The organism is Micromonospora wenchangensis (assembly GCF_002210435.1).
GTDB classification, from domain to species: domain Bacteria; phylum Actinomycetota; class Actinomycetes; order Mycobacteriales; family Micromonosporaceae; genus Micromonospora; species Micromonospora wenchangensis.
Genome location: NZ_MZMV01000019.1, coordinates 56,079 through 70,442, shown reverse-complemented (window position 1 = coordinate 70,442; position 14,364 = coordinate 56,079). Strand labels below are relative to the sequence as shown.

At 73.3% G+C, this 14,364-nt stretch carries 16 protein-coding genes; 8 read left to right on the top strand and 8 right to left on the bottom strand.

Annotated elements, in window-relative coordinates; translation table 11 throughout:
- Window positions 1-31: 31 nt before the first annotated feature.
- The 3 genes from B5D80_RS13770 to B5D80_RS13760 all read left to right on the top strand — a co-directional run bounded on the left by B5D80_RS13770 (window position 32) and on the right by B5D80_RS13760 (window position 2,374).
- A complete protein-coding gene (locus B5D80_RS13770) occupies window positions 32-235 on the top strand; it encodes a cold-shock protein (RefSeq protein ID WP_067374184.1) in 204 nt (67 codons plus the stop codon).
- A 225-nt stretch (window positions 236-460) separates the two neighbouring features.
- Window positions 461-1,858: a DEAD/DEAH box helicase gene (locus B5D80_RS13765; RefSeq protein WP_088644251.1), complete on the top strand. Its 1,398-nt coding sequence runs from the start codon at window positions 461-463 to the stop codon at window positions 1,856-1,858.
- A gap of 315 nt (window positions 1,859-2,173) precedes the next feature.
- Entirely contained in the window at window positions 2,174-2,374 is a 201-nt protein-coding gene (locus B5D80_RS13760; protein ID WP_088644250.1) for a hypothetical protein, read from the top strand.
- Between the two features lie 80 nt (window positions 2,375-2,454).
- On the opposite strand, the gene B5D80_RS13755 is transcribed toward B5D80_RS13760, so the two are convergent.
- The 4 genes from B5D80_RS13755 to B5D80_RS13740 are packed head-to-tail and all read right to left on the bottom strand — an operon-like array spanning window position 2,455 to window position 5,671.
- A complete protein-coding gene (locus tag B5D80_RS13755; protein WP_088644249.1) occupies window positions 2,455-2,952 on the bottom strand; it encodes an RrF2 family transcriptional regulator in 498 nt (165 codons plus the stop codon).
- A gap of 1 nt (window position 2,953) precedes the next feature.
- Window positions 2,954-3,838 (bottom strand): ABC transporter permease, encoded by an 885-nt coding sequence (locus B5D80_RS13750; RefSeq protein ID WP_088644248.1) that lies wholly within the window; start codon window positions 3,836-3,838, stop codon window positions 2,954-2,956.
- A complete protein-coding gene (locus B5D80_RS13745; protein ID WP_088644247.1) occupies window positions 3,828-4,607 on the bottom strand; it encodes an ABC transporter ATP-binding protein in 780 nt (259 codons plus the stop codon). The genes B5D80_RS13750 and B5D80_RS13745 overlap by 11 nt, the downstream gene beginning before the upstream one ends.
- Window positions 4,604-5,671, bottom strand: coding sequence for an ABC transporter substrate-binding protein (locus B5D80_RS13740; RefSeq protein ID WP_088644285.1), 1,068 nt, complete (start codon window positions 5,669-5,671; stop codon window positions 4,604-4,606). Before B5D80_RS13740 ends, B5D80_RS13745 begins: the two co-directional genes overlap by 4 nt.
- A 188-nt stretch (window positions 5,672-5,859) precedes the next feature.
- Here B5D80_RS13740 and B5D80_RS13735 point away from each other — a divergent pair, with 188 nt between their 5' ends.
- Genes B5D80_RS13735 through nudC form a run of 4 tightly spaced genes read left to right on the top strand, consistent with a single transcriptional unit; the run spans window position 5,860 to window position 10,576 of the window.
- Complete coding sequence (locus tag B5D80_RS13735; RefSeq protein ID WP_088644246.1) at window positions 5,860-6,945, top strand: LLM class flavin-dependent oxidoreductase; 1,086 nt, start codon at window positions 5,860-5,862, stop codon at window positions 6,943-6,945.
- A gap of 54 nt (window positions 6,946-6,999) precedes the next feature.
- A complete protein-coding gene (locus B5D80_RS13730; protein WP_088644245.1) occupies window positions 7,000-8,310 on the top strand; it encodes a M16 family metallopeptidase in 1,311 nt (436 codons plus the stop codon).
- On the top strand, window positions 8,307-9,632 hold the full coding sequence (locus B5D80_RS13725) for a M16 family metallopeptidase (protein WP_088644244.1): 1,326 nt from the start codon (window positions 8,307-8,309) through the stop codon (window positions 9,630-9,632). Before B5D80_RS13730 ends, B5D80_RS13725 begins: the two co-directional genes overlap by 4 nt.
- On the top strand, window positions 9,629-10,576 hold the full coding sequence (gene nudC, locus B5D80_RS13720; RefSeq protein WP_088644243.1) for an NAD(+) diphosphatase: 948 nt from the start codon (window positions 9,629-9,631) through the stop codon (window positions 10,574-10,576). Before B5D80_RS13725 ends, nudC begins: the two co-directional genes overlap by 4 nt.
- Before the next feature lie 132 nt (window positions 10,577-10,708).
- Here nudC and B5D80_RS13715 read toward each other — a convergent pair whose 3' ends face one another.
- The 3 genes from B5D80_RS13715 to B5D80_RS13705 form a co-directional block, all read right to left on the bottom strand.
- Entirely contained in the window at window positions 10,709-10,975 is a 267-nt protein-coding gene (locus tag B5D80_RS13715) for a hypothetical protein (RefSeq protein WP_088644242.1), read from the bottom strand.
- A gap of 234 nt (window positions 10,976-11,209) precedes the next feature.
- The gene (locus B5D80_RS13710) at window positions 11,210-11,428 is read right to left on the bottom strand and encodes a DUF397 domain-containing protein (protein WP_088644241.1); all 219 of its coding nucleotides are present in this window, start codon (window positions 11,426-11,428) and stop codon (window positions 11,210-11,212) included.
- Between the two features lie 73 nt (window positions 11,429-11,501).
- The gene (locus B5D80_RS13705; protein ID WP_088644284.1) at window positions 11,502-12,476 is read right to left on the bottom strand and encodes a helix-turn-helix domain-containing protein; all 975 of its coding nucleotides are present in this window, start codon (window positions 12,474-12,476) and stop codon (window positions 11,502-11,504) included.
- A gap of 231 nt (window positions 12,477-12,707) precedes the next feature.
- On the opposite strand from B5D80_RS13705, the gene B5D80_RS13700 reads away from it, so the two are divergent.
- Complete coding sequence (locus tag B5D80_RS13700; protein ID WP_088644240.1) at window positions 12,708-13,985, top strand: MFS transporter; 1,278 nt, start codon at window positions 12,708-12,710, stop codon at window positions 13,983-13,985.
- A 64-nt stretch (window positions 13,986-14,049) separates the two neighbouring features.
- On the opposite strand, the gene B5D80_RS13695 is transcribed toward B5D80_RS13700, so the two are convergent.
- A complete protein-coding gene (locus B5D80_RS13695; RefSeq protein ID WP_088644239.1) occupies window positions 14,050-14,292 on the bottom strand; it encodes a mycoredoxin in 243 nt (80 codons plus the stop codon).
- Between the last annotated feature and the right edge of the window lie 72 nt (window positions 14,293-14,364).

The window sequence follows — 14,364 nt, the reverse complement described above, 5'->3', positions numbered from 1 at the left end:
GGTCCGACGTTCCGTCAAGGAGACGAAACAGATGGCAATTGGCACCGTCAAGTGGTTCAACGCTGACAAGGGCTTCGGCTTCATCACCCCGGACGGCGGCGGCGCCGACGTCTTCGCCCACTTCTCGGCGATCCAGACCTCCGGCTACCGGAGCCTGGACGAGAACCAGCGGGTCGAGTTCGAGGTGACCCAGGGCCAGAAGGGCCCGCAGGCGGAGAACATCCGTCCGCTCTGATCTTCGGATCGTCCGGTAACACCCTCCGGGTCCTCCGGACCCGGTGACGGACCGGTCCGCCGCGCCGCCCCCCGCTCCGGCGGGACGCGGCGTGCTGCGGCGGACCGGCTCCCGTAACCCATCGGTTCGTGCTTGTGAGTCCCCGACGGACAGCTCCGTCGGCGACCGCGCCGGCTCCCGGCGCCCTCCCTCGACACGTGCCGCGTCGAGGAAGGCCATTTCCGCATGACCATGACCGTTCCCACCTTCGCCGCGACCGGCCTCGCGCCGGCGCTGCTCGCCGAGCTGACCGCGCAGGGCATCACCGAGCCGTTCCCGATCCAGGCGGCCACCCTGCCGGATTCGTTGGCCGGCCGGGACGTGCTCGGCCGGGGCCGCACCGGCTCCGGCAAGACCCTCGCCTTCGGGCTCCCGCTGCTGCACCGCACCGCCGGACACCGGGCCCGCCCCGGCCGGCCGCTCGCCCTGGTGCTGGTCCCCACCCGGGAGCTGGCCGCCCAGGTCACCACGGCACTGACCCCGTACGCCCGGGCGCTGGGGTTGCGCTGTGTCACCGTCGTGGGTGGCCTGTCCCTGCAACGGCAGGCGGACGCGCTGCGCGCCGGGGCCGAGGTGCTGGTCGCCACCCCGGGCCGGCTGCACGACCTGATCAACCGGGGTGACGCCCGGCTCGACCAGGTCGCCGTCACCGTGCTCGACGAGGCCGACCAGATGGCCGACATGGGCTTCCTGCCGCAGGTGACCAAGCTGCTGGAGCAGGTCGCCCCGAACGGCCAGCGGATGCTCTTCTCGGCGACCCTCGACGGCGGGGTGGACCGCCTCGTGCGCCGGTTCCTCAGCAACCCGGTGTCGCACTCGGTGGACCCGGGCACCGCCACGGTGACCGCGATGACCCACCACGTCCTGCACGTCGACGCGGCCGACAAGCCCGCCGCGCTGACCCAGATCGCCGCCCGTGAGGGCCGCACCATCCTGTTCATGGCGACCAAGCACCGCGCCGACCGGATGGCCCGGCAACTGCTCGCCAAGGGCGTACGTGCCGCGGCGCTGCACGGGGGGAAGTCCCAGCCGCAGCGCACCCGCATCCTGGAGCAGTTCCGCACCGGCCAGGTGACCGCGCTGGTCGCCACCGACGTGGCGGCCCGGGGCATCCACGTCGACGGCCTCGACATGGTGGTCAACGTGGACCCGCCGACCGAGGCGAAGGACTACCTGCACCGGGGTGGCCGGACCGCGCGGGCCGGTGAGGCCGGTCAGGTGGTCACCCTGGTCCTGCCGGAGCAGCGTCGGGACGTCTCCCGGCTGATGAGCGTCGCCGGTATCACCCCGCAGTCGACCCAGGTACGCCTCGGCGACGGCGCGCTGGCCCGGGTGACCGGGGCCCGTGAGCCGTCCGGCGTGCCGGTGACCATCGTCGCCCCGACGCCCGCCCCGGCCGCCCGGTCCCGTGCCGGTGGCGAGGGCGGTCGGTCCCGTACCGCCGGCGGTGAGGGCGGTCGGTCTCACGCTGCCGGTGGTGAGGGCGGCCGTTCGCGGGCCGCCGTCGGTGGTGGCGGCGAGGGTGGCCGCCCGCACCGGACGTCGGGCCGGTCCCGTCGCCCGCGTCGCCCCCGTACCGCCTGACCGTCGCGTTCCCGGTCCGCCGCTGGCGGCACCGCGACCGCTCGGCGGAGATCGACTCAACGGGGCCGATGTTGCGGGTGTAGGCGTGTTGCGGATGCCGCGACATCGGCTCACCTGAGTCGGTGCGGTCGCGTGTCGTCGCAGTTCGGGGACGGTGCGGGGTCGGGTGCGGACCCTCGGTGATCATGCGTCGGGTTGGGTCGGCTTGCCGGCTCTATTGCGTCCGATCGGTGACTGTTCCATGCGGTCCGGCTGGTCGAAGCTTGCTCCCGGGGGAAGAACCGGCCGGCACGGTCGGGCACGGGAGGGGTGACCATGGGGGGCGACGCCGAGTCGGGGGCGGGGCGCGAGCTACTGGTGGTGTTCGCCGTGGCGGGTGCCGGGCTCCTGCTCGCCATGGTCGCGGCGTTCGCACCCTGGCACCCGAGGCCGGGGCGCGCCGCCCCGGCCGGGCTGGTCGAACTGCACAGCCCCGACGAGGGGCGTCCGCCGACGGTCGAGCTGACCGCCGGCTGAGGCTCCCGCGGGAGAGTTAGGTCCGGGCGTCCCGTCCGACCGCCGGGTCCTGGGGGACCGACGGCCGGACGGGCAACCCGTCAGCGGGCCGGGGCCTGCTCCTGCTCCTGGTGGGTGAGCAGGTCGGTCAGCGTGGTCCGGTCCACCACCACGGCGATCGCACCGTCCACCGCGAGCCACACGTCGCGCAGGCCGGCGGCCACCCCGTGGTAGCCGGCGTCCTCGGCGGGCAGCCCCCGTACGGTGGTCAGGGAACCACCGACGGCGCGCAGCACGTCCCCGACGCTGATCTGCGAGGCGGGACGGGTCAGCGCGTAGCCACCCTCGGTGCCCCGGTGACTGTGCAGCAGGCCGGCGCGGCGCAGGTCGAGCAGGATGCCCTGCAGGAAGCTCAGCGGGATGCCCTGCGCCCGCGCCAGGCTCGCCGCCTTGACCAGTTCCCCACCGCCGTCAGGTCGGCTGCCGTCGCCGCCGTCGGGGCGGGTGGTCCCGCCGTCGGGGCGGGTGGTCCCGCCGCCGCCCGCGGCGACGGCGAGCATGGCCCGGAGCGCGTAGTCGCTGCGCGCGGAGATGTACACGTCACTGACCAGCCTGGTCCAGTACGCCCCAGCGGCGGCGGATCGCCCGGTCGGCCGCCCCGAACGCGGCGTCGACCACCAACCCGACGACCAGGATGACGATCATCGTGGAGAGCAGCCAGGGCGCGTCGGACAACTCCCGGGAGTAGGTGAGCTGGGCTCCCAGGGACGTCTGCGAGATGCCGACCACCAGCAGCTCACCGGCCATCAGGCTGCGCCAGGAGAAGGCCCAGCCCTGCTTGAGCCCGGCGACGATGGCGGGCAGCGCGGCCGGCGCGATGACGTACCGGTAGAGGTTCAGCCCGCGCGCGCCGAGGTTGCGTCCGGCCCGGACCAGCAGCGGCGGCACGTAGTCGACGCCGCTGATCACCCCGTTGGCGATGGACGGCGCGGCACCGAGCACCACCACGAAGAAGATCGCCTTCTCGCTCAGCTCGAACAGCAGGATGGCCAGCGGGAACCAGGCGATCGACGGCATCGTCTGCAACGCGGTGATCATCGAGCCGATCGCCGCCCGCAGCACCTTCGACCGGGCCACCGCCAGGCCGACGAGCAGGCCGACCGCGACCGAGAAGACGTAGCCGAGCGCGGCCCGTTGCAGGGTGGTGGCGAGCCCGTCCCAGAGCTGCCGCCCGCCGGCCTGCCGGGCCAGTTCCTCGGCGACGGTGACCGGGCCGGGCAGCGAGTACGGCGGCTTCCACCCGCTCCAGACCACCACCTGCCACAGCCCGATGGCGATGGCGAGCGCGGCGAGCTTGGGCCAGGTGGACGCCCAGAGCCGGGCACCCCGGGAGACCTCCTTCTCCCGGCCGGCGATCTCCAGGGCGTCGAGCCCGGAGATCTCCGCGTCGGTACGGGCCGCGCCGGTCAGGGTGTCATTTGCCATGGCGGCCCACCTCGGTACGGAGTCGGTCGGTGACCTCGGAGGCGATCGCGGCGACCTCGGGGGAGTCGATGCGCCGGGGTCGGGGCACGTTCACCTCCGTGGACCAGATGATCCGCCCGGGCCGGCTGCTGAGCAGGATGATCCGGTCGGCGAGCCGGGCCGCCTCCCGGACGTTGTGCGTCACGAACAGCACGGTGAGCTGCCGTTCCGCCCAGATGCGTTCGAGTTCGTCGTGCAGGATGTCCCGGGTCATCGCGTCGAGCGCGCCGAACGGCTCGTCCATCAGCAGGACCGGGGTGTCCAGGGCGAGGGTGCGGGCCAGGGCGACCCGCTGCCGCATGCCGCCGGACAGCTCGTGCGGCCGCTTGCGGCCGAAGTCGGACAGGTGGACGGTGCGCAGCAGCTCCGCCACCCGTTCCCGACGCTCGGCCCGGGGCAGCCCGCGCAGCTTCAACGGCACCTCGACGTTGGCCTCGACGGTCAGCCAGGGGAACAGCGCCGGCTCCTGGAACATCAGGCCGGGGTGGGCGTCGTCGGCCACCGTGATGGTGCCGCCCTGCGCCCGGTCCAGCCCGGCGACGAGGTTGAGCAGGGTGCTCTTGCCGCAGCCGGACGCGCCGACGAGGCAGACGAACTCCCCGGGCCGGACGTCGAGGCTGACCCCGTCCAGGGCGAGGACGGCGTTCGTCCCGCGCCCGTACACCTTGGTCACGCCGGAGAGCGCGACCGCGGCGGTCGCGCTCTGCGGCGGCGTCGTGGTCGACGTCACGGCTGGGTGACCTCGGCCTGGCCCTGCGTCTTGAGCACCTCGTTGAGGTACTTCAGGTCGTAGAGGCCGTCGAGGTCGACCGGCTGGGTCAACTCGACCGCGACGGCGTGGTCGAGCCCGGTCTTGAGCGAGGACGCGATGGGGTCGTTGGTGAACAGCAGGGTGGGCCACGCCTGCTTGATCAGCTTGAGGTCCAGCGGCTTGCCGGTGATCTTGCCGATGTGGTCGGAGATGGCCTGCTGGGCCTCGTCCGGCTTGGTGTTGACGAAGTCGTTCGCCGCGACCTGCCCCTCGACCAGCTTCTTCACCGTCTCGGGGTGGGCCTTGAGGAACTTGGTGGAGACGATCAGGTTGGTGATGACGAACTTCTTGTCCGGCCAGAGGTCCCGCTCGTCGACGAGGACCGTGCCGCCGGCGTTGACCAGCCGGGAGACGAACGGCTCAGGCACCCACGCGCCGTCGATCGAGCCGCTGGAGAAGGTCTCGACCGTCTGGGCGTTCTCCTGCGGGACGATCTTGACGTCGCCGCCGCCCTCCTTGGTGGTCTTGAGGCCCTTCTCCTTGAGCCAGTAGCGGATGGCGACGTCCTGGGTGTTGCCGAGCTGCGGGGTGGCGATCTTCTTGCCGCGCAGCTGCTCGACCGAGGTGATCCCGGGCTTGACCACCAGGGCGACCCCGCCGGAGGCGGCGCCGGAGATGACCCGGACGGCCTCACCCTTGGACTTGGAGAACGCGTTCACCGTCGGGTTCGGGCCGATGTACGTGGCGTCCAGCGCGCCGGAGAAGATCGCCTCGATGGCGGCCGGGCCGGCGTTGAACGTCTTGGTCTCCAGCTTGACGTCGCTGCCGAGCTTCTCCGCGAAGATGCCCTTCTCGACGCCGACCACGGCCGGGGCGTGCGTGATGTTGGGGAAGTAGCCCAGCCGCAGGGTGACCGGGCCGGAGTCGCCGCCGCCGGTGGCGCTGTCGTCGTCACCGCACGCCGCGGTGGTTCCCATCGTGGCCACGCCGACGGCGGCGAGGGTGGCGAGGGAGATCAGCCGACGGAAGGGGAGCCGTCTCATCATCTGTCCAATCCGCAGTATTCCTATTTAGTTGGTAGGAAGAGTGGGCCAGGGGTCCAGTGGCGTCAAGCGCCGTCCACATCGTGGGAGGTCGGTTCTCGGATATTCCTGGTTTTCCTACCTTCTTGATAGGTTTAGCTGCCCCCGGCGAGGTAGACCGGGCGGGACACGGCGAGAGGGCGGCCGACATGACCTTCCACTGGTTCCTCCCCACCTCCGGCGACGGCGACCAGGTCGGCGCGGCCACCGTCACCGCCGGCGCGGCCCGGCACACACGGGCCGCCACCGTCGGATATCTGACCGAGGTGGCCCGGGCCGCCGAGGCGGGCGGGTTCAGCGCGCTGCTCACCCCGGTCGGCTCCGGCTGCCCCGATCCGTGGATCATCTGCGCCGCGGTCGCCCAGCACACCGGGCGGATCGGCCTGCTGGTCGCCGTACGCGCCGGCTTCGCCCTGCCCACCCTGGTCGCCCAGCAGGCCGAGGCGTTCCAGGCGGTCTCCGGCGGGCGGCTCGCGCTCAACGTCGTCACCGGCGGCGACCCCACCGAGCAGCGGGCGTACGGCGACTTCCTCGACCACGACGCCCGCTACGCCCGCACCGGTGAGTTCATCGAGGTGCTCCGCCGCTCCTGGCGCGGCGGCCCATTCGACTTCGCCGGCGAGCACTACCGGGTCGACGGCGGCGGGCTCGCCAGCCCGCTGACCGACCCGCCACCGGTCTACCTCGGTGGCGCGTCCCCGGCCGCCGAGGCGGTCGCCGCCCGGCAGGCCGACGCGTACCTGATGTGGGGCGAGCCGCCGGCGGCGATCGCCACCCGGGTGGCCCGGGTCCGGGCCCGCGCCGCCGAGCTGGGGCGCACCCTGCGCACCGGGCTGCGGCTGCACGTCATCGCCCGGCACACCGCCGCCGAGGCGTGGGCCGAGGCCGACCGGCTGCGGGCCGGGATGAGCCCGGAGCGGATCGCCGCCGCCCAGGCCCGGTTCGGCCGGATGGACTCCGTCGGCCAGGCCCGGATGACCGCGCTGCACGGCGGCGGCAGCGGACGCCTCGCCGTCGCGACCAACCTGTGGGCCGGCATCGGCCTGGTCCGCGAGGGCGCGGGCACCGCCCTGGTCGGCAGCTACGCCGAGGTCGCGGCCCGGATCGACGAGTACGCCCACAACGGCGTCGACGAGTTCATCCTCTCCGGCTGGCCGCACCGCGAGGAGGCGGAACGGGTCGGCGCGGAGGTGCTGCCCCGGGTCACCGCGCTGCCCGTCGCGGTGTCGCACTGAGACGCAGGCCGAGGACGGCCGTGTCACCGGTGACGACACGCTAGGGTCGATCACGTGCCGACCCGGAGAGCGAGAATCCCAGCGACGAAGTACCCGGTCGAGCGGTTCACCCTCGACAACGGCCTACGGGTGGTGCTCACCCCGGACCGCAGCGCCTCGGTGATCGGCGTGGCGGTGGTCTACGACGTCGGCATCCGCTCCGAGCCGCAGGGCCGTACCGGCTTCGCCCACCTCTTCGAGCACCTGATGTTCCAGGGCTCGGAGAACCTGGAGAAGCTGGCCCACTTCCGGCACGTGCAGGGTGCCGGCGGCACCTTCAACGGCTCCACCCACCTGGACTACACCGACTACTACGAGACGCTGCCCGGCAACGCCCTGGAACGGGCGCTGTTCCTGGAGGCCGACCGGATGCGCGGCCCCCGGCTGACCGAGGAGAACCTGCGCAACCAGGTCGACGTGGTCAAGGAGGAGATCCGGGTCAACGTGCTCAACCGGCCGTACGGCGGGTTCCCCTGGCTGACCCTACCGCCGGTGATGTTCGACACCTTCCCCAACGCGCACGACGGCTACGGTTCCTTCGACGACCTGGAGTCGGCCACCGTCGCCGACGCCGCCGACTTCTTCCGCCGCTACTACGCCAGCGGCAACGCCGTGCTCGCGGTGAGCGGGGACGTCGACGTCGCGGAGGCGACCACCCTGGTCGAACGGCACTTCGGTGACGTGCCGGCCCGGCCCGCCCCGGAGCGCCCCGACTTCACCGAGCCCGACCTGACCGTCGAACGGCGCACCTCGTACACCGACCAGTTGGCGCCGCTGCCGGCGGTGGCCTCGGCGTGGCGGGTGCCCGACCCGGTCGGCGACTTCGCCGGCTACCTGCCCTACGTGGTGCTCGCCGAGGTGCTCACCGACGGGGACGCCTCCCGGCTGGTCGAGCGGATGGTGCAGCGGGACCGCAGCGTCACCGGTCTCGGCGGCTACCTCGGTTTCATGGGTGACCCGTTCGACGTCCGCGACCCCACCGCGCTGCTGCTCCAGGCGCACCTGCCGCCCGGTGGCGACGTGGACAAGGCGCTGCGCACCATCGACGAGGAACTGGACCGGCTGGCCACCGACGGGCTGACCGACGGGGAACTGGCCCGCACCCAGGCACGGATGGCCACCCACCTGCTCCGGGACACCGACGCGGTGCTCGGCCGGGCGCTGCGGATGGCGGTGCTGGAACAGCAGCGCGGCGAGCCGGGCCTGCTCAACGACCTGCCCCGGCTGGTCGGCGAGGTCACCGAGGACCAGGTTCGCGCCGCCGCCGCCACCCTGCGCCCGGAACGCCGCGCCTCCATCGAGGTCATCCCCGGAGGTGCCAAATGACCACCGCCAACCGGGCACTTCCGCCGTTGGGTCCGAACCGGCGGCTGAAGCTGCCCCGGCAGGCCGAGCGGCGGCTCCCGAACGGGCTCACCGTGATCGCGGTCCGCCGGCCCGCCGTACCCCTGGTCGAGCTGCGGCTGTGGATGCCGTTCGGCCGGACCCACCTGGCCCGGGGCGCGATGCTCGCCGAGACGGTGCTGGCCGGCACCGGCACCCGTACCGCCACCGAGATCGCCGCCGAGTTGCAGAAGGTCGGCGGCGGGCTCTCGGCCGGGGCGGACCCGGACCGGCTGATGCTCTCCGGCGCGGGCCTGGTCACCGGGCTGGACCGGATGCTGGAGATCCTGGCCGACGTGCTGACCGACGCCAGCTACCCGGCCGACTGGGTGCAGACCGAGCGGGACCGGCTGGTGGACCGCATCCAGGTGGCGCTGAGCCAGCCCGCCCACCTGGCCCGGACGGCGCTGCTGCGGCGGATGTACGGCCGGCACCCGTACGCGGTGCAGACCCCGGAGCCGGACCAGGTGCGCGCGGTCCGGCCGGCGGCGCTGCGCCGGCTGCACGCCGAGCGGGTGCACCCGGCCGAGGCGGTGCTGGTGCTGGTCGGCGACGTGCAGCCGGAACGCGCGCTGGACGCGGCGGAGAAGGCGTTGGGCGCCTGGACGGGGGACAGCCGGGGCGTCGAGCTGCCGCCCGCGCCGCCGCTGGAACCCGGTCCGCTGCTGCTGGTGGACCGGCCCGGTTCGGTGCAGTCCTCGCTGCGGATCGCGTTGCCGGCGGTGCCGCGTACCCATCCGGACCATGCCGCGCTGCAACTGGCGAACCTGATCTTCGGGGGGTACTTCTCGTCCCGCTGGACGGAGAACATCCGGGAGGACAAGGGGTACACCTACGGCCCGCACTCGTCGGTCGAGCACTCGGTGGCCGGGTCGGTGCTGGTCGCCGGGGCCGAGGTGGCCACCGAGGTGACCGGGCCGGCCCTGCTGGAGACCACGTACGAGCTGGGCCGGCTGGCGTCGGTGCCGCCCGGGGCGGACGAGCTGGAGCAGGCCCGCCAGTACGCCCTGGGCACCCTCCAGCTCGGCATCTCCACCCAGGCCGGGCTGGCCGCGCTGACCAGTGCGTACGCGGGTAACCGGCTGCGGCTGGACTTCCTCGCCGAGCACGCCGCCCGGCTGGCGAAGGTCACCGTCGACGACGTCGCCGAGGTGGGTGCCCGCTACCTCGCCCCGGCGCGGGCGGTGTTCGTGGTGCTCGGTGACGCCGAACGGATCGCCGGCCCGCTGTCCGCCCTCACCCCGGTCCGGACGGAGCCGGTGTGAGCGGGGAGACCGCGCCGCCGCTGGCCCGGTCCACCCTGGACCGGGCGGCGCACCGGCGTACCGACCCGCAGTGGCTGGCGCAGGCGTGGCAGCGGGCCCGGGTGCTGGTGCTGGACTCGACCCGGGACGGGCGGGCGCTGGTCCGTGCCGACGCTAACCCGCCGGTGCTGGTGTTGCGGGACGCCGCCGAGCTGGGCCCGCCGGGGGAAGCGTACCCGCTCTTTCTCGGGGTGGAGCCGGACGGGGTGCCGGTCTTCGCGGTGGACGCCCCGCTGCCGGAGCTGCCGGGCACCCGGGAGGCCAACCTGCGGGAGGTCGGCCACCTGCTCGACGACCGGGACGCGGGCATCTTCACCACCGCGCTCGCCCTGGTCAACTGGCACCTGGGGCACGGCTGGTCGCCCCGGTCGGGGCACCGGACCGAGGTCGCCGAGGGCGGCTGGTCACGGGTGGGCGCGGACGGCCACCGGATGTGGCCGCGTACCGACCCGGCGATGATCGTCCTGGTGCACGACGGGGTGGACGGCCCGGACGGGCGCTGCCTGCTCGGCAACAACGCCACCTGGCCACGGACCCCGGGGCAGCGGCGGTTCTCCTGCCTCGCCGGGTACGTCGAGCCGGGGGAGTCCGCCGAGGCGGCCGTGCTGCGCGAGGTCCGCGAGGAGGTCGGCGTCGGGGTCGAGCGGATCACGTACGCGGGCAGCCAGGCCTGGCCGTTCCCCGGCTCGCTGATGCTCGGCTACCTGGCCGAGGCGGACCCGGGGGAGCCGGTGCGGGTCGACCCGACGGAGATCGCGTACGCGCGCTGGTTCACCAGGCGGGAGATCGGCGCGGTGCTGGCCGGTCGGGCGGTGGACGCCGGGGACGGCGACCGGGTGATCCTGCCGCCGCCGTCGTCGATCGCGTTGTTCCTGATCCACCGCTGGCTCGACGGCCACTGCTGACCGCCCGGGGCGGCTGCGGTCCCGGCCCCGGGCCGTCGTTGCCGCGACGGCCCCGGGCCGGGAACACGGGCCGTCGTGGCCGGACGGGGAGTCGACCCGGCGGGGGCCGGTGGCGACCACGACGGACGTCGGTCAGCCGGGTGGCCGGTTCCGGTGCCGTCGGCCGGGTTCGCCGAGCGGCAGCACCTTGATCCGCTGCCGGCCGGCGCGGACCGCGCCCACGGTGGACAGGGCCCGGGCCAGCAGCAGGGCCGCGTCCCGGTCCTCGGCGTGCACGGTCTGGCGGCGCAGTTCGGGGGTGGTGGTCTCGTTGCGTAGGCAACCTCCGCCCGCCCAGGCGGCGGCGAGGTCGATGTCGGCGGCGGTGCGGATGTCGGTACGGACGATCAGGTAACGCATGGTGGTCTCCGGACGGACCGCGGGTGGCCGGGTACGTTGTGGAACTTCCATGTCACTGGATCGTCATGTTACGCCCGCCGGTGTTCCCGGCAAGCGAAACGCCGGCCTTCGACCGGGTCCTGTCCGATCATCCGATGCCTGCTCAGGCGGGTCGTCGGGCGGAGGTGACGGGGGTGGTGGCGCGACGACGCGGGGCCGCCGGCAGGCTGCCGACGACCCCGCTCGGTGACCGGATCAGTCCAGGGTGAACTGGCCGTCCCGGGTGCCCCGGAGGAAGCCGAGCCAGTCGGCCCGCGGGAACAGCAGCACCGGGCCGTCCGGGTCCTTGCTGTCCCGCAACGCCACCTCGGTCGTCGCGGTACGCAGCCGGGCGACCTCCACGCAGTTGGAGGTCTGACTACGGCTGCTCTTGTGCCAGCGCAGGTCGGCGGGCACGGTCTGGATCTCGTTCATGGCTCTGCTCCTGGTTCCTGGAACTGCTTCGACGAAACGAGCGGCGGTCGCCCGGCCCCGGCGGGTCGGTGTGTCACCGCTCCGTCAGGCGCCCAGGTTGTCGGCGGCGTTGGGCCGGCGCTGCTGTCGGACCCGGAACCACCACGGACGAGGCCGCCGTGTCGGTCAGCCGTCCCGTCGCCGCGAAGAGCCAGGTAAGGGTGTCCGATGCGGAGAGCGCCGCCGAGCATAGCCACTCAAAGGTCACTTTATAGCGATTTACCGTAGATGCCTCGGTCGACATGACGTCGATGAAGCCTCCTTCGATCGCCAGCGTCTCCGGGTCCTGCGAATCGGTGAACCGGTAGAGCGAGAAGGCCGTCGGCGGCAGGTAGAACTCGCCGATCCGGGTGTCGCGCAGCAGCAGGTGCAGCGTCACGTTCGGCAGCATGGCCAGCTCGCAGAGGTGGGCGAGCTGGTCCCGCAGCACGTCCGGCGGGCAGGCCCGGCGACCCAGCGCCGCCTCCTCCAGCACCGCCGTGTAGCGGGGACCGTCCGGGCGGTCCAGCAGGGACTGCCGGCCCAGCCGTGCCTTGACCTCGGTCTCCGGATCGTCCCCGGCGGACGGGTCGGCCGACGCCGCCGCGGCGTTGGCCGAGACGATCCGCAGCCGGGCGTACCCCTCGGTCTGCAACAGCCCCGGCACCAGGACCGGGTTGTACTCGCGGATCTGGGCGCAGCCCGCCTCCAGCTCCGCCCAGCCGAGCTGCTGCTGGGTCATCACCGGGTACGACTTGCGCCAGGCGCGCATGTCGCCGGCCTCCTCGGTGATGACCAGCAGCTCCTCCCGCAGGGCGGGGGCGGCCCGGTAGAGGTCGAGCAGGACGGCCACGTCCTCCGGGTCGGGCCGGCTGCGGCCGTTCTCCAGCCGGGACAGCTTCGACGCCGACGCCCAGCCGATCCGCTCGATCACCTGGTCGCCGGTGAGTCCCGCCGCCTCGCGCAGGCGACGCAGGTCAGTGCCGAGCCTGCGGCGACGCAGGATCGGGCTCGGTACGGCAGGAGGCACGGTGTCCTCGATTCCGTAGACCGCCACGAGACGCGACGGTAACTGTATGAAACTCGACCCCCACGGTCAGTATGGACGGCGCGACCGGCGTCGGAGGTCCCGGCGAGGGCGTGTCTTGCGACAGAAAGACGACTGTGGAACGTGTCAGCCGGGCCGGGACGACGCCGTCCCCACCGGCGGCAGTTCCCCCGTACGCGTCCAGCCGGACGCCACCCCCGCCGGAGGGAACCCATGCGCACCGTCCTGCGCCGCCCCGACTTCCGTCTGCTCTTCGTCGCGCTGCTGGCCAGCATGGCGGCCGAGTCGGTGCTGCTGCTCGCCCTGGCCATCTGGGTCAAGGACCTGACCGGCTCCGACGGGCTGGCCGGCGCGACGATCTTCGCGATCATCGCGCCGATGATCCTGGCCCCGCTGATCGGCTGGGTGGTCGACCGCTACCGCCGCCGGCCGTTCTTCGTGGCCGCGAACCTGGGCACGGCCCTGCTGCTCAGCCCGCTGTTCGCGGTCCACGACCGGGCCGACGTCTGGATCATCTACGTGGTGGCCGCCTGCTACGGGCTGTCCTACCTGACCCTGCACGCGACCCTGAGCGGCCTGCTGCGCCAGCTCGTGCCGAGCGAACTGCTGGCCGACGCGAACGGGGCGTTGCAGACCGTGCGACAGGGCCTGCGCCTCGGTGGCCCGCTGGCCGGCGCGGCCCTCTACGCCGCGGTCGGCGGTTGGCTGCTGACCAGCCTCGCGATGACCGGGTTCGTGGTCGCCGCCGCCGTGGTGGGACTGCTCCGGGTGACCGAACAACCGCCGGCCGCCGCCGCCCTGCGCTGGCCGGCCGAGCTGGGGGCGGGGCTGCGTCACCTGGGCCGCGAGGCCGCCCTGCGCCGGGCCCTGCTCGGCTACGGCCTGGGCTCGCTCGTGATGGGCTTCACCGAATCACTGATCTTCGCGTACGTCGACCAGGGGCTACGCCGCGACGCCGCCTTCGTCGGCGTGCTGATCGCCGTGCAGGGGATCGGTGGCCTGGTGGGCGGCCTGCTCTCGTCGACGGTGGTGCGCCGGGTCGGTGAACTGGGCGCGCTCGCCGTCGGGGTGACCCTGTTCGGCCCGGCCGCGCTGACCCTGGCCTGGCCGGACCTCCGGCTCGGCGTGCTGGCCCTGCTGCTCGCCGGGTTGTCCCTGCCGCTGACCATGGTCGGGCTGACCACGCTGGTCCAGCGGCGTACCCCGCCGGGGCTGCTCGGTCGGGTCACCGCCGCCTCCGAGGCGCTGGTCAGCGGGCCGCAGGCGGTCTCCATCGGGGCCGGGGCGCTGCTCGTCGGCGTGTTCGACTACCGGCTGCTCTTCGTGGTCGTCGGGGTGGTCACCACAGCCGCCGGCCTGTGGCTCTGGCGGGGACGCCGGCTCACCCCGCCGAATCCGCCGGTCCCGCCCACGACACCGGCCGTGGCCCGCATCCCGGCCCCCCGTCGTCCGCTGCCCGACCCGACCGGTGACCGGCTGACCGGGCGCTGACCCCGCGACACGCCGCAGCGGCCGGCCCCACCGGGGTCGGCCGCTGCGGGTCGTACGACCGGGCTCAGCCCGCGATCGTGGCCAGGTGCTGCTTGACCTGGGTGATGGAGGGGTTGGTCAGGGCGCTGCCGTCGTCGAAGCGCAGCGTCGGCACGGTCTGGTTGCCGCCGTTGACACTCATCACGAACTCCGCGGCCTTCGGGTCCTGCTCGATGTCGACCACCTCGTACCCGATGCCTTCCCGGTCCAGCTGCGACTTCAGCCGGTGGCAGTAGCCGCACCACGGGGTGGAATACATGGTCAACATCGTCGGATCCTCCAAGGGTCGCCGCACCGGCCCGGGTCAGGCCAGGCTAACCGGTGCAACACCGGCCGGAGC